The organism is Achromobacter semiaridum, from assembly GCF_053543755.1.
Genome location: NZ_JBLVOL010000077.1, coordinates 52,892 through 74,047, shown reverse-complemented (window position 1 = coordinate 74,047; position 21,156 = coordinate 52,892). Strand labels below are relative to the sequence as shown.

At 64.3% G+C, this 21,156-nt stretch carries 16 protein-coding genes and 1 pseudogene; 11 read left to right on the top strand and 6 right to left on the bottom strand.

All coding sequences use genetic code 11. From position 1 onward, the window contains the following. From ACNPP0_RS20705 to ACNPP0_RS20675, 7 genes are all read left to right on the top strand, one after another. A partial coding sequence (locus ACNPP0_RS20705; protein WP_448706873.1) for a PfkB family carbohydrate kinase occupies positions 1-270 on the top strand: 270 nt, incomplete at its 5' end. A 215-nt stretch (positions 271-485) separates the two neighbouring features. Next, positions 486-989 (top strand): outer membrane lipoprotein, encoded by a 504-nt coding sequence (locus tag ACNPP0_RS20700; protein ID WP_046806525.1) that lies wholly within the window; start codon positions 486-488, stop codon positions 987-989. A gap of 383 nt (positions 990-1,372) precedes the next feature. Next, positions 1,373-1,612 carry an acyl carrier protein gene (locus ACNPP0_RS20695; protein ID WP_046806524.1) on the top strand — a complete coding sequence of 80 codons (240 nt, stop codon included), beginning with the start codon at positions 1,373-1,375 and terminating at the stop codon, positions 1,610-1,612. Further along, entirely contained in the window at positions 1,590-2,777 is a 1,188-nt protein-coding gene (locus ACNPP0_RS20690; RefSeq protein WP_448706872.1) for a D-alanyl-lipoteichoic acid biosynthesis protein DltD, read from the top strand. The genes ACNPP0_RS20695 and ACNPP0_RS20690 overlap by 23 nt, the downstream gene beginning before the upstream one ends. After that, positions 2,774-2,926 (top strand): hypothetical protein, encoded by a 153-nt coding sequence (locus tag ACNPP0_RS20685; RefSeq protein ID WP_104145181.1) that lies wholly within the window; start codon positions 2,774-2,776, stop codon positions 2,924-2,926. Before ACNPP0_RS20690 ends, ACNPP0_RS20685 begins: the two co-directional genes overlap by 4 nt. 7 nt (positions 2,927-2,933) lie before the next feature. Continuing rightward, entirely contained in the window at positions 2,934-4,061 is a 1,128-nt protein-coding gene (locus ACNPP0_RS20680) for an MBOAT family O-acyltransferase (protein WP_332612242.1), read from the top strand. 16 nt (positions 4,062-4,077) lie between these two features. Beyond that, entirely contained in the window at positions 4,078-5,523 is a 1,446-nt protein-coding gene (locus ACNPP0_RS20675; protein WP_448706871.1) for a D-alanine--poly(phosphoribitol) ligase, read from the top strand. A gap of 41 nt (positions 5,524-5,564) precedes the next feature. Here ACNPP0_RS20675 and ACNPP0_RS20670 read toward each other — a convergent pair whose 3' ends face one another. The 5 genes from ACNPP0_RS20670 to ACNPP0_RS20650 form a co-directional block, all read right to left on the bottom strand. Next, entirely contained in the window at positions 5,565-6,125 is a 561-nt protein-coding gene (locus ACNPP0_RS20670; protein ID WP_332612240.1) for a YggT family protein, read from the bottom strand. Positions 6,126-6,273: 148 nt separating this feature from the next. Next, a complete protein-coding gene (locus ACNPP0_RS20665; protein ID WP_448706870.1) occupies positions 6,274-7,023 on the bottom strand; it encodes a histone H1-like DNA-binding protein in 750 nt (249 codons plus the stop codon). Positions 7,024-7,370: 347 nt separating this feature from the next. Beyond that, positions 7,371-8,567 carry a ribonucleotide-diphosphate reductase subunit beta gene (locus tag ACNPP0_RS20660; protein WP_332612236.1) on the bottom strand — a complete coding sequence of 399 codons (1,197 nt, stop codon included), beginning with the start codon at positions 8,565-8,567 and terminating at the stop codon, positions 7,371-7,373. Between the two features lie 19 nt (positions 8,568-8,586). Beyond that, positions 8,587-11,517 (bottom strand): ribonucleoside-diphosphate reductase subunit alpha, encoded by a 2,931-nt coding sequence (locus tag ACNPP0_RS20655; RefSeq protein ID WP_448706869.1) that lies wholly within the window; start codon positions 11,515-11,517, stop codon positions 8,587-8,589. Between the two features lie 302 nt (positions 11,518-11,819). Then, the gene (locus tag ACNPP0_RS20650) at positions 11,820-15,326 is read right to left on the bottom strand and encodes an indolepyruvate ferredoxin oxidoreductase family protein (RefSeq protein ID WP_448706868.1); all 3,507 of its coding nucleotides are present in this window, start codon (positions 15,324-15,326) and stop codon (positions 11,820-11,822) included. A 130-nt stretch (positions 15,327-15,456) separates the two neighbouring features. Between ACNPP0_RS20650 and ACNPP0_RS20645 the strand changes: the two genes are divergently transcribed. From ACNPP0_RS20645 to ACNPP0_RS20635, 3 genes are all read left to right on the top strand, one after another. Further along, on the top strand, positions 15,457-15,906 hold the full coding sequence (locus ACNPP0_RS20645; RefSeq protein WP_046806515.1) for an Lrp/AsnC family transcriptional regulator: 450 nt from the start codon (positions 15,457-15,459) through the stop codon (positions 15,904-15,906). Between the two features lie 267 nt (positions 15,907-16,173). Continuing rightward, the gene (locus tag ACNPP0_RS20640) at positions 16,174-16,680 is read left to right on the top strand and encodes a hypothetical protein (RefSeq protein ID WP_448706867.1); all 507 of its coding nucleotides are present in this window, start codon (positions 16,174-16,176) and stop codon (positions 16,678-16,680) included. A 157-nt stretch (positions 16,681-16,837) separates the two neighbouring features. Then, positions 16,838-18,037 carry an MFS transporter gene (locus ACNPP0_RS20635; RefSeq protein WP_332612228.1) on the top strand — a complete coding sequence of 400 codons (1,200 nt, stop codon included), beginning with the start codon at positions 16,838-16,840 and terminating at the stop codon, positions 18,035-18,037. Positions 18,038-18,264: 227 nt separating this feature from the next. Here the strand turns inward: ACNPP0_RS20635 and gltX are convergent, their stop codons facing one another. After that, the gene (gltX, locus tag ACNPP0_RS20630) at positions 18,265-19,671 is read right to left on the bottom strand and encodes a glutamate--tRNA ligase (protein WP_332612226.1); all 1,407 of its coding nucleotides are present in this window, start codon (positions 19,669-19,671) and stop codon (positions 18,265-18,267) included. A 119-nt stretch (positions 19,672-19,790) separates the two neighbouring features. On the opposite strand from gltX, the pseudogene ACNPP0_RS20625 reads away from it, so the two are divergent. Beyond that, a pseudogene (locus ACNPP0_RS20625) lies at positions 19,791-21,156 on the top strand (bifunctional acetate--CoA ligase family protein/GNAT family N-acetyltransferase); the annotation flags it as partial.

The window sequence follows — 21,156 nt, the reverse complement described above, 5'->3', positions numbered from 1 at the left end:
GCCCCCACGCTGTTGACCGGCGGCAAGACGATCCAGATCGCGCCGGTGCGCGCCACGCAAGTGGTGGACCCGACCGGTTGCGGCGACGCGCAGCGCGGCGGCCTGCTTTACGGCCTGACCAGCGGCTGGAACTGGGAAGACAGCTGCCGTCTAGGCAACGTCATGGGCGCCATCAAGATCGCCTCGCTCGGCCCGCAAAACCACGCGCCGTCGCGCGCTGATATCGACGCGGTGCTGCACGCCACCTACGGCATTCACCTGCCTGCTTGATCGTCTGAACCGGGCTTGCAGACGCGGGAACCGCCGCGCGATTGCGTGGTCGAACGGACGTTGAAAATCACCGATGTGACGTCGTGAAAGACGCGCTGTCACAAGGTGATTGCCGGCTTTGGCCGTGAGTTTCAGTGTGTTGCAACCGCGCCTGCCCGGGGTAATGCGCGGGGTATGATCAGTTTTCGTCGGCAGTGCCCGATCGAGGAGTCCAAATGAACCAAAGTAAATCTCTTTCCCTGGTGACCCCGCGTACTGGCCGGTGGCTGGCCATCGCGGCCGTCGTGACGTCGATGGCTGTGCTTGGCGGCTGCGCGAATCGCAGCGCGTCCAGCGGGGTATATAGCTACGACCAAGCCCAGCGTGAGCAGATCGTCCGTACGGGCACGGTCACGGGCGTGCGCCCGATCGTGATCCAGAATGACAAGTCCAGCGGTGTCGGCATGTTGGCCGGCGGTGCGCTGGGCGGTGTGGCCGGCAATGCGGTGGGAGGCGGCACGGGCCGCACCATCGCCACGGTCGGCGGCGCCATCCTTGGCGCGCTGGCGGGCAACGCCGTCGAAAACCGGGTTGGCACCAACTCGGGCTATGAAGTTACCGTGCGCCTGGATAACGGCGAAACTCGCGTCGTGGCGCAAGAAGCCGACGTGCCGATCAGCGTGGGCCAACGTGTCCAGGTGATCAGCGGCGCCGGCCCCACCCGCGTCACCCCTATGTAATTCCGGAAACCCCGCGCAAGCGGGCTTTTTCGACCGCGCCGACGCGTATGAAGGCCCCGATTATCGGGGCCTTTTTTTGCCTGAAAGTGTCGCTCCGCCGCAACGAGGCCCCCGGGATTTACCCGCAGGCGTTACGTTTCCCTGCCTTTTCTCGCGATTTAGCCCAAAAGTTTCATGGCGATTCGACGGCCGAAATGCAATGATTGCGCCTGCGATCGACGTCAAGCTTTCGCGGTGATGTAACCAAGTGCGTCCCCAGATGCCGTCCCGACGTCGGTCTGGATCGCTGAATCCCGTCAGTTGAGCTTCAGCTTTTTTCTGTATTCTCGTCACCTGAATCCCAGGGGCGGGGATGTTTTGCCGACAAGGCAACTGCAATATCTATGCATACCGAGCAAGAACTCCACACCAAGATCGGCGAGATCGTCGAGTCGATCGTCATGAAGAAAGTCACCCCCGATACGCAATTGATTGCCACGGGTCTGGTTGATTCCCTGGCCGCCGTGGACATCACGCTGGCTGTCGAATCCGAGTACGGTTGCAGCATCCCGGCTCCTGAAATCGCGGAACACCTGCAGTCGGTCCGTACGCTTGCCGGCTATGTCGCTGCCCATACTGCATAACACCCGGTTCTTGTCCCACGTCGTGGCCGCCGCGACGGCAGTAGCACTGGCGATAGGGGTGTACTGGGGCGCGGACGATGTGCTCAGCCGCATCGTGACGCCCACGGCTTCGCCATCGGCCACTGCCGCCGACAAGAACAACTACCTGCCTAACCTTGGGCCGGACTGGGGCACCCAACACGTCAACCTGAATCGCCTGGGCAACGCCCTGAGCGACGGGACGCTGGTCGTGCTGGGTTCATCCGAGCTGTCCAGCCACGACCTGCGCTTCGTGCCTTACCGCTTCTTTCCTGAAGAACTGAAGGTGCCGACGCTGGCGTACGGACACGCCATGTTCCAGTCCTACGGCATCGTCAGCGTGCTGGAGTCGGTGGCCGATTCCCTGACGCCCAACACGCGGCTGGTCATCATGGTGTCGCCAGCCTGGTTTGCCTCGGGCGGCCAACTGCCGCGCAGCGCCTTTGCGGAACACGTGACCGGCCCGGTCTGGGACCGCCTGTGGGACCAGCCCAGCACGCGCGAGCAGATGCAGAACTGGATCAGCGACAACGCCAACTGGGGTCTGCTCTGGCTGATCGCCAATGGCCAGGTGGCCGAACTGAAAGACAAGCTGTCGCTGTGGTGGCACGCCCGCAAAGAGCCTGCGCCCGACCGTCCGCGCACCAAGCTGTCGGTGCCGGCGCACCGCTTCGTGTCCTGGCCATCCGCGGCGCGCCTGAACGCCGGGCAGTGGGGCCGGCTGACGCACGAAGCGCGCGAAGTCGAAAGGCAGCTGGGCGGCAACAACCCGTACGACGTGCGTGACGATTACTACAAGCAGTATCTGGCGCCGCTGTATTCGCCAGCTCGTAACGAGTTCGCCGACGTCGACCCGATCACCCGCACCGAGCTGGGCGATCTGTCGCGCGTGATGGCCCTGCTGCAGAAGCGCAAGGTCAAGGCGTACTTCGTCATTCAGCCGTTCAACCCCAAGCTGATCCTGGATGTCGAGCGCTTCGACCCGGTGGTGGCCGCCATCACCGGCATGTGCGAGCGCTATCAGATGGGGTGCCTGGACCTTTACAGCATCCCGTTTGAACCGGGCATGGTGCGCGACGACATGCATCTGGCCGAGCTTGGCTGGGCCATGGCGGACCAAGGTATTGCGGAGTATTTTTCCCGATGAAATTTTTTCGCAAGGACGGCGCCGGGCGCCGCTTCTTCTGGCATTTGTGCCTGTACATCGGGGTGATCCTCGTATTCGTGCTTCAGGCTCAGCCCACCACGGGCAGCGGCGGACCGATCAAGGTCGAATTCCAATACCAACAGTTCTGAGCGCGCCATGGAATTGTTCGCAAGCTTGAGCTTTTTTGGCGGCGCTCTGTGCGGCGGCCTCGGTCTGTTGGCGTATCGCTCGTTCGGCATGCCGCTGCACATCGGTTATCGCCACATCATCGGCGTGATCTGCCTGGGCGTATGGATGGCGGTATTCTGGGCGCGGCCGTATCAGCCCATCGCGCTGCTGGCCATTTCGGGCAGCGCCCTGTGGGCTGTGCGCCGCAACTACATTCCGACCTGGCTGGCCGTCATCATCACCATGACGCCGCTGCTGCTGGTCAAGACGGGCGTGTCGCATCTGGGCGCCATGCTGGGCCTGTCGTTCGCGACCTTTCGCGCCATCGATGTGCTGCTGTTCGCGCAGCGCAACGAACGCGTGTCGCCGCTGGACTACTTCATCTACCTGTTCTTCCCGCTGACGTTGCTGGCCGGCCCGATGTACCGCTGGCGCAATTTTCAGGCCGACCTGAAGCGCGGCTATGAAGGCGTGAACCTGAACACGTGGCTGATCGGTCTGGAACTGATCATGGTGGGCGTGATCCAGAAGTTTGGCCTGGCCGAACTGATCTGGCGCTATGGCCTGGCCACGCTGGACGCGCACGATTATTCGTTCACGGGCGTGGCGTTGAACGCGTCGCTGTACAGCGCGTATCTGTTCTTCGACTTCGCCGGCTATTCGACGATGGCAATCGGCATCGGCATGCTGTTCGGCTTCACCTTGCCGATCAATTTCCGTAATCCGCTGGCCACGCTGAACCCGCAGGACTTCTGGCGCCGTTGGCACATCAGCCTGTCCGAGTGGCTGCGCGACGTGGTGTTCATGCCGATCTACAAGGCGCTGAGCAAGACCAAGTTCTTCGGACGCCATCGCATGGCGGCACAGAACATCGGCATCTTCGCCACGCTGCTGGCCATGGGCGTGTGGAACGGCCTGTCGCTGCACTACATCGTCAGCGGGCTGATGTTCGGCGCGTATTCAGTGGGTCACAACCTGCTGATCAACGCGTCGCGCACCCGCCCCGCGTTGCAGGCCACGCTGGCGCATCCGGTGATGCGCTTTCTGGGCCGTGTGCTTACCTTGATTCTGGCTGCGCTGGCGCTGTACGTGTTCAGCGGCCGCAGCCCCATCTGACGCCGGGAGTTTCGGCATGCGTTTCGATCTGAAATCGTTCCAGTTCGTGGATACGGACATCTCGCCCGACGCCTTGGCCGTTGCCGCCGCCGACCGCTCGCTAAGCTGGTCGCAGTTGCGCGACGAAGCCCACGCCTGGGCGGACGTGGCGCGCAAGCAGGGCGTGGCCCCCGATGTGCCGGTGGCCATCTACGGCCACAAGGAAGCCTCGTTCTTCGTCGCCATGGTGGGCGCGCTGCTGATCGGCGCGCCGTTCGTGCCGGTTGACACCATCTACCCGGCCGACCGGCTGCGCCGCATTGTCGAGATCGTGCGCGCCGCGGCCGTCTATGACGCGGCCTCGGGCACCTTCACGCGCGGCCAAGGCGCGATGCTGGTCGAACGCGGCCTGGCCTATGTGATGTTTACTTCTGGCAGCACGGGCGACCCCAAGGGCGTGCAGATCGGCCGCGAAAGCGTCGGCTTGCTGGGCGACTGGATGCTGGGCAGCTTTGGCCTGGGCGAGGCGCCGGTGTTCATGAACCAGGCGCCCTTCAGTTTCGACCTGTCGATGTATGAAGTGTTCGCCACGCTGGCTTCGGGCGGCGCCTGTGTGTTGAACGCACGCGAGCAGATCGCGGCGGCCGGCACGTGGATGCCGCGCCTGGCGCAGCATGGCGTGACGGTTTGGGTGTCGACCCCGTCGTTCGCGCACCAGCAGTTGGCCAACCGCGACTTTTCCCCCGCGACCTTGCCGGTGCTGCGCACGTTCCTGTTTTGCGGCGAGCCCTTGCCGGCCGCGCTGGCCAAGAAGCTGCGGCAACGCTTTCCCGATGCGGTCATCCTGAACACGTACGGCCCCACCGAAGCCACGGTGGCCACCACCTGGATCGAAGTCACCGACGCCGTGCTGGCCGCGCATGATCCGCTGCCCGTGGGCCATGCCAAGCCCGAAAGCGTGCTGATCGTGGACGAAGGCGAAATCTGCATCGTGGGCGACCACGTGATGCGCGGCTACCTGAACCGGCCCGACCTGAACGAGGCCAAGCTCTACACCTATGAAGATGGCCGCCGCGCGTTTCGCACCGGCGACCTGGGGTTGATGCAGGAAGGTGGGCTGCTGTTTTGCCGTGGCCGCATGGACGACCAGATCAAGCTGAACGGCTATCGCATCGAGCTGGCCGAGATCGACGAGGCATTGCATGGCCTGCCGGGCGTGGAGGGCGGGGCGTGCGCGGTGCTGCGCCGGCCCGATGGCACAGCGGTGCGCTTGATTGGTTTCGTGGCGGGTGTGGCCCAAGAGCCCGATGCGCGTTTTCTGGCGCCGGACGCGCTGGCCGGCTGGAAAGAGCGGCTGGCCCAGCGGCTGCCGCCGTACATGGTGCCGTCGGAACTGGTGGCCTGCCCGGCGCTGCCCATGTCCAACAACCACAAGATCGACCGCAAGAAGCTGGTCGAGATCTACGCCGGCATTCCGGCCTAGCGGGCAAAAAAAGAACGGGGCGCAATGCCCCGTGTCTTGGTTTACAGGCCCATCATGCGCTGGCTTAGATTGGCCAGCACCATCAGCAGGATCTGCGCCACGATCAGCAGCACCAGCGGCGAAAAGTCGATGCTGGTGCGCGGCAGGATGCGGCGGATGGGGTCAAGCATGGGCGCCGTCAGCGCCTGCAACAGCGGCATCATCGGTGCCGTCGGATTGACCCAGGACAGCACGGCCTGGATCAGCGTCAGCCACACCACCAGGTTCAAGGCCCACTTGACGGCCATGATCAGCGCCGAGCCCATGGCGGCCGGCAGCAGCGCGGCGGGAATCAGCGCACCCAGGGCCACCAGCCAGATCAGCACGATGTAGAACAGCGCGGCCAGCCAGGCGGCAACCAGGCTGGTCCAGTCAATCTTGTTGCCGGCGGGGATGATCTTGCGCAGCGGCAGCACCAGCCAGTTCGTGGCCTGATAGATGGTGCGCGCCAACGGATTGAAGGCGTGAAGGCGGATCGCGTGCATCCAGGCGCGGGCAATCAATGCCGCGCCAAACAGCGTGAACACGATTTCGAGGAGGAAGCGGAAGATTTCACCGAGCATGGACGCGATCACCCAAAAAAAGAGGAGTCAATTGTCGCACGCTGCGCGCACATATTGCCGCCGCATTTGGCGGATGGCGCAGGCGCAAAAAAGCCGCCCGGCCAAGGCCAGGCGGCTCTAGTGAAGCTATTGCTTCGAACCGTCCGGATTAGGGACGGCCACCCGTGGGAAAGGGCCACGACGCGGCGGGATTCAGCGCGGTCTTTGCACCCGGGGCAGCAGCCGTGGAGGGCGGCGTTGCGGGCTTCTTGGGAGCGGCCTTCTTTGCAGCAGGCTTCTTGGCAGCGGCGGGCTTGGCGGCAGCAGCCGGCTTGGCAGCGGCAGGAGCCTTCTTCGCAGCAGCAGGGGCCTTCTTTGCAGCAGGCGCCTTCTTGGCGGCAGGAGCCTTTTTGGCAGCGGGGGCCTTCTTGGCTACCGCTTTCTTGGCAACGGCCTTCTTGGCGGCGGGAGCCTTCTTGGCAACGGCCTTCTTGGCAACTGCCTTCTTGGCGACGGCCTTCTTGGCTACCGCTTTCTTGGCGGCAGGCGCCTTCTTGGCAACGGCCTTTTTGGCGACGGCCTTCTTGGCTACCGCTTTCTTGGCAACGGCCTTCTTGGCAACTGCCTTCTTGGCGACGGCCTTCTTGGCTACCGCTTTCTTGGCGGCAGGCGCCTTCTTGGCGACGGCCTTTTTAGCGACGGCCTTCTTGGCTACCGCTTTCTTGGCGACGACCTTCTTGGCTGCCGGCTTCTTGGCGGCAACCTTCTTCACTGCCGGCTTCTTGGCGGCGGCGACTTTCTTGACTGCTACCTTCTTGACAGCGGCTTTCTTGGCCGGTGCGGCCTTCTTAGCGACTGCCTTCTTGGCGGCGGGCTTCTTCGCCGCTGCTTTCTTTACGGCTTTCTTGGCTGTTGCCATGGTCATGCTCCTTAGGTTCAGGGGTCCCAGAACTTAAACCCGTGCCCCGACTCGCCAACAAGGCGAACCGTGCCCGGGCTATTCATCGGCGCATGCCGCTGTTCTGTGCGAGCAACAGCTACTACGGTTTGCGCTAATGAATTCGGCACAGCCATTTGATATGGCCCCCGCTCCTTTGGCGCGAGCCATTTCAAATGGCGCCGGTCGCAGCCTGATCACAGGCCGCCGACCGCTTGTTCTACGTGTTCGAAAACACCCTGACCAGGAAGCGCGTCATCAAGCCTGTCGCGAACGCGACGCTCTGTATTCGCAGAGCGTGCCCGCGCCGGGCCTGATGACGTACTGCTTTACTCCCAGCTCAGCGTGCCACCGGTTTGGTATTCGATCACGCGAGTTTCAAAAAAGTTGCGTTCCTTTTTAAGATCGATCATTTCCGCCATCCAGGGGAAGGGATTTTCTTCCTGCGGGTACAGCGGTTCGATACCGATTTGCTGGCAACGACGGTTGGCGATGAAGCGCAGGTAGGATTTGAACATAGGTGCGTTCAAGCCCAACACGCCGCGCGGCATCGTGTCTTCGGCGTAAGCGTATTCGAGTTCGACCGCTTTGCGGAAGAGTTCTCGAATTTCTTCGCGGAAAGCCGGCGTCCACAGATGCGGATTTTCCAGTTTGACGGTGTTGATCAGGTCGATGCCGAAGTTGCAGTGCATGGATTCATCGCGAAGGATGTACATGTACTGTTCGGCGGCGCCGGTCATCTTGTTCTGGCGACCCAGCGCCAGGATCTGCGTGAAGCCAACGTAGAAGAACAGGCCTTCCATCAAGCAAGCGAAAACGATCAGCGACTTCAGCAGCGTCTGGTCGGCTTCGGGCGTGCCCGTCTTGAAGTTGGGGTCCGCGATCGCGTCGATGAACGGGATCAGGAACTGGTCTTTGGCGCGGATGGACGGAACTTCGTTATAAGCGTTGAAGATCTCGGCTTCGTCCAGGTCCAGGCTTTCGACGATGTATTGATAAGCGTGCGTGTGGATCGCTTCCTCGAATGCCTGGCGCAGCAAGAACTGGCGGCATTCGGGAGCCGTGATGTGGCGGTAGGTGCCCAACACGATGTTGTTCGCGGCCAGCGAGTCGGCCGTGACGAAGAAACCCAGGTTGCGCTTGACGATGCGGCGTTCGTCTTCGGTGAGCCCGTTGGGGTTCTTCCAAAGCGCGATGTCGCGCGACATGTTGATCTCTTGCGGCATCCAGTGGTTGGCGCACGTGGCCAAATACTTTTCCCACGCCCACTTGTACTTGAACGGCACAAGCTGATTGACGTCGGTTTCGCCGTTGATGATGCGCTTGTCGGCAACCTTCACGCGCTGCGAGGTAGCGGCGCCGCTGGCAGCCAGACCCGCCGCGTGTTCAGGCGCGGCAGGAGTCGGCATGGCGGTGTCGCCGAATACACCCGTCGCCGCCCGGACTTCGGGCGCAGCCTGCTGGCCGCCCGCGGGGGCGGGGGAAGCAGGTTGCGTGGCGGTGGTGTCGTCTTCCCAATTAATCATTTCAATTCTCCGGAGGCGGTTATTGGCAGGCTTCGCACTCTTCGAAGCCGGGGTCGCCCGGCCGCATGGTGCAAACCGCCCCGAGAACTTCGGGTTCCGGCAAAACAGGTGCGGCGCCCACGGCCGCGGCCGTGGATTGACCACCAGCGGTGACGGCGTTCAGTTCGCCGCCGCGGCCCGTGGACTTCTCGGCGCTGGTGGCGCCCAGGGTACGCAGGTAGTACGTGGTCTTCAGGCCACGCAGCCATGCCAGCTTGTAGGTGTCATCCAGCTTCTTGCCCGATGCGCCCGACATGTAGATGTTCAGCGACTGGGCTTGATCGATCCACTTCTGACGGCGCGACGCGCATTCAACCAGCCAGCTCGGTTCGACTTCGAACGCGGTGGCATAGAGTTCGCGGAGTTCGGAAGGTACGCGATCGATGCGGGACAGGCTGCCGTCGAAGTACTTGAGGTCGGCGACCATGACTTCGTCCCAGAGACCGAGTTTCTTCAGGTCACGCACGAGGTAATCGTTAACGACCGTGAACTCGCCGGAGAGATTCGATTTGACGTACAAGTTCTGGAAAGTAGGTTCGATGCACGCAGATACACCAATGATATTGGAAATAGTCGCGGTTGGGGCAATTGCCACGCAATTGGAGTTGCGCATGCCGTGTTGTTTGATGCGCGCGCGCAACGTATCCCAATCGAGCGTGCTCGATTCATCAACTTCAACATGACCACCGCGTTCATCACGCAGCATCTTCAACGTGTCTTGCGGCAAGATGCCACGCGACCACAACGAACCTTCATACGATTGATAGCGACCACGTTCTTCGGCGAGCAGGCTCGACGCGAAGTACGCGTGATAGCAAACGGCTTCCATCGAACGATCGGCGAATTCAACGGCGGCTTGCGATGCGTAAGGCACGCGCATCATTTGCAGGCAGTCCTGGAAACCCATGATGCCCATGCCCACCGGACGATGGCGCGCGTTGGAATTGCGAGCCTTCTCGACGGCGTAGTAGTTGATGTCGATGACGTTGTCGAGCATGCGCATCGCGATGCTGACGGTGCGCTTGATCTTGTCGTGATCCAGTTCGAAACCACCACCGGCAGCCGGCTTCATGTGCGCGACCAGGTTCACGGAACCCAGGTTGCACACCGCGATTTCGGATTCGTTGGTGTTCAGCGTGATCTCGGTGCACAGGTTCGAGCTGTGGACCACGCCCACGTGTTGCTGCGGCGAACGGATGTTGCACGGATCCTTGAACGTGATCCACGGGTGGCCGGTTTCGAACAGCATCGACAGCATCTTGCGCCACAGCGTCAGCGCCGGCATCTTCTTGTAGAGCTTGAGCTCGCCGCTGGCGACGCGCTTTTCGTAGCCGATATACGCTTCTTCAAACGCGCGGCCAACCTTGTCGTGCAGGTCGGGGCAGTCGGACGGCGAGAACAGCGTCCATTCACCGCCTTCCATGACGCGCTTCATGAACAGGTCGGGAATCCAGTTCGCCGTGTTCATGTCGTGCGTGCGGCGGCGTTCGTCGCCGGTGTTCTTGCGCAGTTCCAGGAATTCTTCGATGTCCAGGTGCCACGATTCCAAGTACGTGCACACCGCGCCCTTGCGCTTGCCGCCCTGGTTCACCGCGACGGCGGTGTCGTTGACGACCTTCAGGAACGGGACCACGCCCTGGCTTTCGCCGTTGGTGCCCTTGATGTGGCTGCGCAGTGCGCGCACCGGGGTCCAGTCGTTGCCCAGGCCGCCGGCGTACTTGGCCAGCAGCGCGTTTTCCTTGATGGCGTCGTAGATGCCTTCCAGGTCATCGGAGACGGTCGTGAGATAGCACGACGACAGCTGCGAGTGCAGCGTGCCCGAGTTGAACAGCGTCGGCGTCGAGCTCATGAAGTCGAACGAGGACAGGATCTCGTAGAACTCGATGGCGCGCGTTTCGCGGTCGGCTTCGCGCAGCGCCAGGCCCATGGCCACGCGCATGAAGAACACCTGCGGCAGTTCGATGCGGGTGCCGCGGATGTGCAGGAAGTAGCGGTCGTACAGCGTCTGCAGGCCCAGGTAGCCGAATTGCAGATCGCGCTTGGCGTTCAAGGCCTTGCCCAGACGGGTCAGGTCATAGTTGGCCAGTTCGGGCGACAGCAGGCCGCCTTCGATGCCGCGTGCGATGAACGTGGGGAAGTATTCGGCGTAACGCGCGACCATGCCGTCTTGCGAGACTTCTTCGCCCAGGACTTCCTTGCGGATCGTGTGCAGCAAGAGGCGAGCGGTGACCTGGCTGTAGGCCGGGTCTTTTTCGACCAGCGCGCGCGCGGACAGGATGGCGGACTTGAACACTTCGTCGACGGGGATGCCGTCGTACAGGTTCTTGACCGTTTCCTTCAGGATGGATTCGCTGTCGATGAATTCGTCCAGGCCTTCGCCGGCGGCGACGATGGTCGCGCGCAACTCAGCCAGGTCCAGCGGACGGCGCACACCGGCGTCGGTCACGTTCAGCACATGTTCTTCGGGCGCGGCGGCGGCCTTTTCCTGGCCTTCGGCGGCAGCGGCGGCGGCGCGCTCTTGCGTGCGCTTCTCGCGATACAGGACGTAGGCGCGGGCAACGTCATGTTGGCCCGAGCGCATCAACGCCAGTTCAACCTGGTCCTGGATGTCTTCAATATGGAAGGTGCCGCCGTTGGGGCGGTTGCGCACCAGGGCGTTCACGGCCTGGCTGGTCAGGTTCTCGACCAGTTCGCGCACACGCGCGGACGCGGCGCCCTGGCCACCGTTGACGGCCAGAAAGGCCTTGGTCATGGCGATGGCGATCTTGCTGGGTTCAAACCCAACCACCGAGCCATTGCGGCGAATGATGTTGTAGCTGGCCCATTGCCCGCCATTGGCGTCGGCAGGGGAATCGGTTTGCGAGGGCGGCACGGCCGAAGGCCGGGTCACAGAGGCGATCGAAGTCTGCATGGAAGCTCCTGTGCGAAAACGCGTAGATAGCGACATGACGGCGGTCATGCCGGGTACGAATGTGGATCTTTTGAGGGGTCGGAACGGCTTGGACGGCTTAGTCCAAAAGGCGTGGCCGACGAGAATCAGCGCTTGGGCGACCACAACATGTAGTGTAGCACCCCTCGTTGGACACTAATTCTAGTGATCGAGACCTACTGGAACAAGAAGAAGATATGACGAAGCTCACAAAAGATTGTAACTAAATGCACTGGGCGCGCCCAGTAAGGCGCGCCCAGGAGTGCACGGCTCAAAGCGACTGTTTATGCGGTTTTCCGCAGGGGTATGTCGCGCGGGGCCGGTGCTGTATAGCTCTGCATCAATCGACCCAATTGTGTCCGGTACTTCTCGACGCTTGCCGCCTTCACGTGGCCGTAGCCGCGGATGGTTTCTGCAAGGCCGGCGATTGTAGCTGCTTGCGCGATGTTGTCCCGGGTCAACCCTACAAGAAGCTGGTCTATGGTCTGACGATACTCGGTCACCAGCGCCCGTTCCATCTTGCGTTCGGCAGTGTGGCCGAAGGGATCGAACCAGGTGCCGCGCAGGCCTTTCAGACGTGTCAGCAATTTCAGTGCCGACATGGTGCGCGGCCCCAGCGTCATCTTGCGCGGCACGCCGGTGCGCGGGTCCTTGCGGGCGAAGATCGGCGGGGCCATGTGAAAGCGCAGGCTGTAGTCGCCTTCAAACTGCCCCTTCAACTGCGCCTGGAACGCGTCGCCGGTGTAGAGCCGCGCCACTTCGTATTCGTCCTTGTAGGCCATCAGCTTGAACAGGCCGCGCGCCACCGCCATCGCCAGGCGCGGCGACTTGGCGTCGGGCGCCAGCTCGCGTTCGCGCGCGGCCACGGCTTCGACCACGTCCTGGTAGACGCGTGCATAGCGGGCGTCTTGATACGCGGTCAAGTCCGCGATGCGGCGGGCCACGGCGCGTTCGAAGGTTTCCGGCACGTGCAGCTGTACCACCTGGGCGCGCGGACGCAGGGCGCTTTCCAGCGCGTCGGGTTGATGCGCCGCCAGCCGGCCGCTGTCGAATGCCGCGCGGTTCGCGGCCACGGCTACCCCGTTCAGTTCGATGGCGCGGTTGATGGACGCCTGCGACAACGGCACGCCGCCGCGCTGCCAGGCATAGCCCAGCATGAACATGTTCGACAGGATGCTGTCGCCGAACAATGCCAGCGCGGCGTCGTGCGCGTCGATGGCGGCCGTGTTGGCATCGCCCGCGGCGTGGCGGATCTTTGCCAGCAGTGCTTCGGGACGCATGGCGGCATCGGGGTCACGCGTGAACTCGGACACGGGCGCCACATAGGTGTTGACCGTGACCTGCGTGTGCCCGCGACGCAGCGCGCCCAGCGAATCCGGCGCTACCGAGGCTACCGGGTCGCACAGGATGGCGGCATCGGCTTGCTGCCAGTCCAGTCGGACCGGGCCCGCCGGCGCGCCGGCCGGCGCCAGGCGGATATGGCTGACAACGGTGCCGCCTTTTTGCGCCAGACCGGTCAGGTCCAGCACCGCCGCCGACAGGCCTTCCAGGTGGGCGGCCATCGATACGATGGCGCCGATGGTGATGACGCCCGTGCCGCCCATGCCCGCGACCAGCAGGCGGTAGGGGCGGTCCAGCGACGGCGTGGCGGGTTGCGGCAACTGCTCGATCAGGCGTTGCAGGCGTTCCTGGTCCGTCTTGGGCGCGGCGCTCTTGCGCGGCTTGCCGCCCATGACCGACACGAAGCTGGGGCAGAAACCTTCCGCGCAGGAATAGTCCTTGTTGCAGCTGGATTGGTCGATCGCGCGCTTGCGGCCGTACGGCGTTTCCAGCGGCACCACCGACAGGCAGTTCGACTGCACGCCGCAGTCGCCGCAGCCTTCGCATACCGCGCTGTTGATCAGCATGCGGCGCGCCGGGTCGGGGAACTGGTTCTTCTTGCGGCGGCGGCGCTTTTCGGCGGCGCACGTCTGGTCATGGATCAGCACGGTCACGCCGGCAATCTCGCGCAGCTCGCGCTGCAACGCGTCCAGCTCGCGGCGGTGGTGCACCTTGATGTTGGGGCCCAGGTCCACGCCCTGGTACTTTTCGGGCTCGTCGCTGGTGACCACAATGCGCGCCACGTTCTCGCCGCGCAGTTGCTGGCAGATCTGCGGCACCGAGATCGGGCCGTCCACGGGTTGCCCGCCCGTCATCGCAACCGCGTCGTTGAACAGGATCTTGTAGGTGATGTTGGCGCGCGCGGCGACCGCCTGGCGAATCGCCAGGTAGCCCGAGTGGTAGTAGGTGCCTTCTCCCATGTTCTGGAAGATGTGCGGCATCTTGGTGTAGCGCGACAAGCCGATCCAGTCCACGCCTTCGCCGCCCATCTGCGTCAACCCGCCCGTGTCGCGGTCCATCCACGCAGCCATGTAGTGACAGCCCACGCCGGACAAGGCCTGGCTGCCCTCGGGCACCTTGGTCGACGTGCTGTGCGGACAGCCCGAACAGAAATACGGCCGGCGGCGCATGCCGTCGGCGTCGTTCGATAGCGCCGACTGGCAATCGAAAGCGGCCAGGTCCGCGCCCAGCGGCAGGCCCGCGCTGCGCGACAACCACGCCGCCAGCGGCCGCGCCAGCAGCGACGGGCGCAATTGACCCGCCGAGGGCACCACCGTTTCGCCGGCCAAGCCCTTCTTGCCGATGACCGTGGGGCGGTCCGGCAGGTTGAACAGCAGATCCTTGATCTGGCTTTCGACCACGGCGCCTTTTTCTTCGATCACCAGGATGTGCGACAGCCCACGCGCAAACTCCAGCAGCCGCTCGCCGTCCATCGGCCAGGTCAGGCCCGGCTTGTAGATGCGCACGGGTGCGTTGGCGGTGACGGTGTCCACGCCAAGGCGCGCCAGCGCTTCCATGGTGTCCAGATGCGCTTTGCCGACGGTGACGATGCCCACCGTGGCGCGCGGCGCCGGACAGGTCAGGCGGTCGATGCTGTGGCGGCGCGCGAAGGCGGCCACGGCTTTCATGCGCAGGTTCATGCGCGCTTCGACAGCCAGCGACAGGAAGTCGCGCGCGGAATACTCCAGCGACTCGGGCGGCATGTCGGGGTTGGCCGGCATGTCGTAGTGCTGCACGGGGGTGGGGCTGAACGAGTGGCCGCTTTCAATGGTTTCGGACACGGCCTTGAATGCGACCCACGTGCCCGAATAGCGCGACAGCGCCCAGCCCCATAGCGCAAACGTCTCGTACTCGTCGATCGACGTCGGATGCACGATCGGCATCTGCCAGCCGATCAACGACGCTTCGCTGGCGTGCGGAATCGAGGACGACACGGCGGTGTGGTCATCGCCCACCACCACCAGCACGCCGCCGTTGCGCGATGCGCCCGCCGCGTTGCCGTGGTGCAGCGCATCGCCCGCGCGGTCCACGCCCGGGCCTTTGCCGTACCACATGGCGAACACGCCATCGACGTTGCGGTCGGCGCGTACGCCGGCCTGCTGTGTCCCCATGACGGCAGTGGCGGCCATGTCTTCGTTGATGCCGGGCAGGAACGAGATCTTGCTGGCGTCCAGCGCCTTCTTCGCCTTCCACATCGCCATGTCCACGCCGCCCAGCGGCGAACCGCGGTAGCCCGAGACAAAGCCCGCCGTGTTCAGCCCGCGCTCACGGTCGACCCGTGCCTGGGTCAGCATGATCCGCACAAGCGCCTGCGTTCCGGTCAGAAAGATGCGGCCGGACTCCCGCGTGAGGTTGTCGGCAAGCTGGTAGTCAAGGTCCAGCTGGGGTTCGGGGGCGGGAGTGCCGTCCATAATGAATGCTCCTGGTATTTCGCACCATGATAGGTTCGCGCGGCATCCGATTTATTGCGTTTTTGGATCGTGCTATCCCTATAATTCGCAATGAACATTTCGTGTTCGACAAAAACCAGGAGACAAAGCGATGGACAAGACCGATATCGGCATCCTCAAGGCCTTGCAGGAGGACGGCCGGGCTTCGGCGCAGCAGCTGTCCGACAAGGTAGGGCTATCGGCCGCGCCGGTGTGGCGGCGGGTCAAGGCGATGGAAGCCAGCGGGGTGATCCAGGGCTATAGCGCCCAGGTGGACCGCAGCAAGGTGGGCCTGGGCTGCATGTTTGCGCAGATCAGCCTGGAGCGGCATTCGTCGAACACGGTTGAACACTTCGAACGCTCGGTGCGCGACGCGCCCGAAATCCTGGAGTGCTACGCGGTCACCGGCGATTCGGATTTCCTGTTGAAGATCCTGGTGGAAAGCCCCGAGGCCTACGACCGCTTCCTGCATCGCTTCTTGTTCAACATGCCCGGCATCCGGCAGACGCGCACCATCGTGGCGCTGCGCGAGATCAAGCACGAACAACGGCTGCCGTTGTGACCGAGGCCAATCGCAGCGCCCTCTATATATAGAGGGCGTAGAAAGAGAACCCGTGGAGACGCGCGCGGTGTCGCTTGAAACCAACGCATTCGTGCGCGTTCCATGGCTAAACCAGCGGCTTTGCGACGCGGACTGTTGCGCAATTGCACACCGCGCGGATCGTCGTTGATTCTTCCCCAACGGCTCTTTAGAGTGCGTGATGTTTGCTGCGCGAAGGACGTGCCGGTGTGATCGGCGCGGCGCGTCGACAGACGTGTTGAGGAAGTCATGAGCAGTGTGTATTTGCGTTCGGCCGGCATCGCCTGCGCCGTTCTTATCCTGGCCGGATGCGTTGCCAGAAAGCCCGCCGTCATCACCGAGGCCCAGCCCGCCGACCCGCCCAAGCCGGTCGCCTGCGTGCCGGCTAAAAACGGCGATCCCATGATCGGAACCTGGCTGTCGAACACGCGCCCGCGCGATGTCAGCGGCGAATTGCAATCGCTGATCGTGTTGTCCGCCGATGGCTCGATGGCCTATGAGTCTTTGCTCAAGATCGGGCGCAAGTCGCGTCCGGCGCTGCGCGAGACCGGCTGCTGGACGGTGGCCGAGAACGTCTACACGATGCAGACGACCAAGTCCGCCGGCGAGCCCGTGGACGCCAACGACCCCATTTACGTGAACCGCTATCGCGTCGAAAAGGTCGAGCGCGCCAAGCTGACGCTGCGCGAACTCAAGAGCGGTGGCCAGGTCGTCACCGCGCGCCGCATGCCGCAGGGCTACCGCCTGCCGTATTGATCGTTGCGCGGGGATGGCGCGTGCCGGCGCTGCGCCAGAACAAAGCCGCGCCTGACGCACCGTTGCGCGGGGCGGACACTGTGTTCGCCCACCGCGCCAAGATGGCCGGGCTGCGGTAAGGTGCGGGCTTCGACTTTTGCCTAGCCGCCGGTTTCCCATGCCCGCCATGTCCTCTGAAGCACGCGCCATCGCGCTGCTTGCCCTGGCCGCCTTTGTCAGCGCCAGCGCCTTTCGCATCTGTGATCCCATGCTGCCGCAGCTGGCAGCGGAATTCGGCACCACCACCGGTCAGGCCGCGCGCGCCGTGACGGCGTTTGCGGTGGCCTATGGCGTGTTGCAGATGTTCTTCGGTCCCGTGGGCGACCGCTACGGCAAATACCGCGTGGTCAGCGTGGCCACCGTGGCCTGTGCGTTAGGCAGCGCGGGCGCCGTCATGGCTGAATCGCTGGATGTGCTGGTGCTTTGCCGCGCCCTTTCCGGCGCGGCAGGGGCGGGCATCGTACCGTTGTCGATGGCCTGGATTGGCGACAACGTGCCCTACGAGCGCCGGCAGGCGACGCTGGCCCGCTTTTTGACCGGCACCATCCTGGGCATGTCCGCGGGCCAGTTGGCCGGCGGCATTTTCGCGGACACCGTGGGCTGGCGCTGGGCCTTCGCGGCCCTGGTGGTGGGCTACCTGATCGTGGGCGTGCTGCTGCACCTGGAGGTTCGGCGCCAGCGCGTGGCGGGCTTTGCGCAGGTTGATCCTAACGCCGCACGGCAGGGTTTTATCGGACAGGCGCGGCTGGTGCTGGGCACGCCATGGGCACGCATCGTGTTGGCCACGGTGTTTGTCGAAGGCTTGCTGGTCTTTGGCGCGCTGGCGTTCGCGCCGTCTTACCTACACGAACGGTTTGATATTTCGCTGACGGCCGCCGGTGCACTGGTGGCCGTGTACGCGGTGGGCGGGCTGCTTTACACCGTGGTGGCGGGCCGCATACTCAAGCGGTTGGGCGAACGTGGCCTGGCCGTCGCGGGTGGCCTGGTGCTGGGCGTTGCTTTCCTGTCGTATCTGCTGGGGCCGGTCTGGATGTGGAGCCTGCTTGCCAGCGTGCTGGCGGGTTTCGGCTATTACCTGCTGCATGCGACGTTGCAAACGAATGCGACGCAGATGGTCCCGTCCGCGCGCGGCACGGCGGTGGCGTGGTTCGCGTCGTGCCTGTTCATGGGGCAGGCGGCGGGTGTGGCGTTGGCGGGCGCGGTGGTGGACGAGATCGGCGCCGCGGCACTGTTTGGCGGGTCGGCGGTGCTGCTGCCGCTGTTGGGCGCGTTCTTCGCCCGGGCGTTGAAGGCGCGGTCGGCGATCACGAACGCGTAGGCCAGGGCCAGGGCCGATGGCAAGGCAACAGCCAGCCCATAGCCAGCCCATAGCCAACCCCTAGCCACCCTATAGCAAAAGAAACGGCGTTCCGAAATTGGGAACGCCGTCTTGTGGCCACCGGATCGGATCCGACCTGGATCGTCTTGGCTTGATCCGATCTGCCTCAACCGGACCGGCCTTGATCGGACCGGCCTTGACCCGGCCCGACTTGAAGCCCGTCTTGCTTAGATCGCCGCCAGGCGAGCCAGCACCGTTTGCTTGCCCAGCAGGGCCAGCACGGCATCGACGGCCGGGGTTTGCGTTTGGCCCGTCACCGCCACGCGCAGCGGAATCGCCAGTTGCGGCATCTTCATGCCACGGTCGGCCAGCACGGCCTTGATCAGCGCCGACAGGGCCTCGCGGGTCCAGTCGGTGTCTTGCGCGCGCTGGGCAAAGTCGGCCAGCGCTTCGCGCGCGGTGGCGGTCAGGTGCTGCTCGACCAGTTCCGGCGCGGCCGGCGTGAACGGCGCGCAGAACAGCATCGCGCCATCGGCCAATTGTTCCAAGGTTTCAGCGCGGTCTTTCAGCAGGCCCATCACGCCCGGCAGATCGATTTTTTCAGGATGGCCGCCCCGGTTCGCCACGCGCGGCGCCACGCGTTCGGCCAGTTCCGCGTTGTCCATCTGCTTGATGTAGTGGGCGTTGACCCAGTTCAGCTTCTTCGGGTCCCATTGCGACGCCGACTTCGACAGGTGCTTGGTGTCGAACCAGGACACCAGCTGCTCGCGCGAAAACAGTTCGTCGTCGCCGTGGCTCCAGCCCAGGCGGGCCAGGTAGTTGATCATGGCCTCGGGCAGGTAGCCGTCGTTGTCGTATTCCATGACGTTGACCGCGCCGTGGCGTTTGGACAGCTTTTCGCCGTCCGGGCCCAGGATCATGGGCACGTGGCCGTATTCGGGCAAGGTGGCGCCCAGCGCGCGCAGGATGTTGATCTGGCGCGGCGTGTTGTTGACGTGATCGTCGCCGCGCAACACGTGCGTGATGCCCATGTCCCAGTCATCGACGACCACGCAGAAGTTGTACGTGGGCGTGCCGTCCGGGCGCGCGATGATCAGGTCGTCCAGCTCGGTGTTGTCGAAGCTGATGGTGCCCTTGACCATGTCGTTCCAGGACGTGGCGCCTTCTTGCGGGTTCTTGAAGCGCACCACCGGCTTGCGGCCTTCGGGGATGGCGGGCAGCGTCTTGCCGGGTTCGGGGCGCCACGTGCCGTCATAGCGCGGCTTGTCGCCGCGCGCGCGGGCGGCTTCGCGCATGGCTTCCACTTCTTCGGGCGAGCTGTAGCAATGGTAAGCGGTGCCGGCGGCCAACATCTGCGCGACCACTTCGCGATAGCGGTCCATGCGCTGCATCTGATAGAAGGGGCCTTCGTCGGGCTGCATGCCCAGCCACTGCATGCTGTCCAGAATGGCCTCGACCGCTTCCGGCGTGGAGCGTTCCACGTCCGTGTCTTCGATGCGCAGCACGAACGTGCCTTGATGGTGGCGCGCGAACGCCCAGGAGAACAGCGCGGTGCGCGCGCCGCCCAAATGCAGAAAGCCCGTGGGCGAAGGCGCAAAGCGCGTACGGATGGGGGAGGTGGCGTTGGAAGTCATAGGTGGCAATGATAGCGGCTGCGGCGCCACAAAAGCGGCGTCAGGCTGGGTCCACATCAAGCGGACGGCGGGCTTGTCTTGTTACGATGAACGGTATTTTAGATTAGGGCGTATCCCCTATGCTGCGACACGCGCTTGCCCCCATGTTCGAACCCAGTTCGCTGGTGATCGTTGCCGACCGGCCACTGCCGGCGGCGGGTTCTTTGTCGCCCGCGCTCAAGGCCAAGACCACGGTGGTCGATTGCCAGGCGGGCGCCGCCCCGGAACTGCCCACCGCCCTGGAAGGCCTGGCGGCGGGGGCGCGGCCTGATCTGGCCCTGGTTTGCGTGTCGCCCGCCGTGCTGCCGGAAACGCTGCGCCGCCTGTCGCCGCTGGCGCCGCGCGCCGTGATTCTGTTGCCGCATGAATTGCCCGACCCGTATCCGCGCGGCACCTGGGCGTTGTGCCGCGCGTGGGCGGAAGAGAACCGCTGCGAACTGCTGGGGCCGCGTTCGTTTGGCGCGCAGCGGCCGCACGCCGGCCTGAACTTCAGCCAGCACCCGGTGCTGGCGCGCGCGGGGCGCGTGGCGCTGGTGGCGCAGTCGCGCTCCATCATGGCCGCCGTCATGGACTGGGCCGAAGATGTGCACATCGGCTTTTCCACCGCCGTGTCGCTGGGCGACGAAGCGGTGGTGGGGCTGTCGAAAGTGCTGGATTACCTGGCCAGCGACCCGCGCACCGACAGCATCGTGCTGTACCTGGAAGACGTGGGGCCGGCGCGCGAATTCATGAGCGCGCTGCGCGCCGCCGCCAGCGTAAAGCCCGTCATCGTGCTCAAGGCGGGTCGGTCCGACGCCGACAGCGCCGACGCCATTTTCGATGCCGCCCTGCGCCGCGCGGGCGCGGTGCGCGTGCGCTACTTCGTGCAGCTGTTCTCGGCCGTGAAAGTGCTGGGCTATACGCGCCGCCCCAAGGGCCGGCGCGTGGCGCTGATCTCGAACGGCAGCGGGCCTCCGCAACTGGCCATGGACCTGATCGGCCCCGATGCCGCCGTGCTGCGCGCCGACCTGGCGCCCACCACCCGCCGCGCGCTGGAGGCCATGCTGGAGCCGGACGCCGCCTGTGACAACCCCGTCATCACTTACACGCCACTGACGCCCGAACGCATCCGCGCCATTCTGGAAACGGTGCTGGACGACACGGGCGTGGACGGCGTGCTGGTGCTGCTGGCGCCCGACGCGCTGGCCGACATGCCCGCCGTGGCGCGCGAGCTGGCGCAGATTGCGCCCAGCGCCAAGAAGCCCGTCGTGACCTGCTTCATGGGCGACGCCGGCATGCGGCCGCTGCGGCGTATGTTGGACGACGCCGGAACCTCTGCTTTCCGCACGCCGGAATCGGCCGCCGACGCGTTCGGCGTGCTGGCCTCGCACCACTACAACCAGCAGCTGCTGCTGCAAACGCAACCGCAAGAGCCGCCCAGCCATGTGCCCGACCTGGCCGCGGGGG